The organism is Hymenobacter elongatus (assembly GCF_004745955.1).
Taxonomy (GTDB): domain Bacteria; phylum Bacteroidota; class Bacteroidia; order Cytophagales; family Hymenobacteraceae; genus Hymenobacter; species Hymenobacter elongatus.
On the sequence record NZ_SRLD01000097.1, the window covers coordinates 1 to 1,434 of the forward strand.

General features: G+C 61.8%; 2 protein-coding genes and 1 pseudogene. All 3 read left to right on the forward strand.

The annotated features are described in order from the left end of the window. Nucleotides 1-218, forward strand: a pseudogene (locus E5J99_RS20850) (IS630-like element ISMth1 family transposase); the annotation flags it as partial. Nucleotides 219-367: 149 nt separating this feature from the next. Beyond that, complete coding sequence (locus tag E5J99_RS20855; RefSeq protein WP_135499736.1) at nucleotides 368-658, forward strand: COG3415 family protein; 291 nt, start codon at nucleotides 368-370, stop codon at nucleotides 656-658. 114 nt (nucleotides 659-772) lie between these two features. Continuing rightward, nucleotides 773-1,195, forward strand: a complete 423-nt coding sequence (locus E5J99_RS22360) for a transposase (RefSeq protein ID WP_167852279.1) — start codon at nucleotides 773-775, stop codon at nucleotides 1,193-1,195. Nucleotides 1,196-1,434: the final 239 nt, after the last annotated feature.

Below are 1,434 nucleotides of genomic sequence, written 5' to 3' on the forward strand. Positions count from 1 at the left end.
GGCTGAACATGGTCGAACTCGAACTCTCGGCCATTGCCCGCCAGTGCCTGCACCAGCGCATTCCCACGCAGGACGAACTGAGCGCGCACGTTGAGGCCTGTGTGGCGGAACGCAACGCCCGGCGAGCGACCGTCAACTGGCAATTCTCGCTCGATAAGGCGCGGGAGAAACTCACCCGCCACTACCAAAAGGTTTGTACAGCTAATTCTCCTGACTAAGCTCTAGTAGCTTCTCAAGATGGTTTACGGATTTAGGTACACCGTTTTGATATGAAAGCTTACTCGCTTGATTTGCGCGAACGTGTGGCAGCAGCCTGTGGTCAGCCCGGCCGCACAGTGGTGGCAGTAGCCGCGCAGTTCAGCGTCTCGTGCTCGTTTGTGGAAAAGCTACTGCATCGCCAGCGCACGAGTGGCTCGGTGGCCGCGCTGCTCCCCCGTCCCGGGCCGGCCCACTGCTGGACGTGCCGGCCCGGGACGGCTTGCGCGCCTGCCTGCGCCAGCAGCCCGACGCTACGCTCGACGAGTTGCGCATCTGGCTGTCCGCCCTGGGCGGGCCGAGCGTGAGCCAGGCCACAATGGGGCGGGCCGTGCAGGCGCTGGATTGGCGGCGAAAAAAAAGAGTGTCCACGCTGCCGAGCGTGACACCGAGCGGGTCGTAGCCTTGCGGGCCGCCTTTATCGAAGCCGTGCAAGCAGAAGATTTTTCGTGTTTCAAGTTCGTGGACGAGACCAGCACCCATCTCACCTACTGCCGCCGCTACGCCCGCGCCGAAGGTGGGCAGCGGGCAGCGGGCTCATCAGGCCACGCTCCTGCACAGCGGGCCCAACGTGACGCTGGTGGCCGCGCTTACCCCGAGCGGGCTGCAAGCGGCGAAGACCGTGAGCAGGTTGTCGAGCCAGGTACTGGGCCCGACGCTGTGTGCGGGCGACGTGGCCGTGCTCGACAACCTGCTGGCCCACACAGTGGCAGGACTGGCCGAACTCGTGGAAGCCCGCGGGGCCCGGCTGTTATATCTGCCGCCCTACTCGCCCGACTTTACCCCATCGAATTGGCCTTCAGCAAGCTCAAAACCTGGCTGCGCACGCCATGCTCGCACCCGTGAAGCATTGGAGGCCATTATCCAAACCGCCACCGACTGGATAACCGAACTCGACGCTAAAAACTGGTTTTACCATTGTGGTTACCACGTGCACTAATCTGAAAATCTTGGTTGTCTGACAATTTTAATGGATTGGCGGTGCTGGCCTACCTTGGGGCATGAATGAGTTGGCTTTTTACATCGACCTGCTGGGCTTGCCCCAGGTGGCCCTGACGGGCGTCACGGCCACGAAAACGACGATAGAAATTGCCTGTACCTTGACCGACACGCGGACGCACTGTCCTACTTGCGGGGTGGAGTGCACGGTGGTTAATGACCGTAGCACGCGCCGGTTAC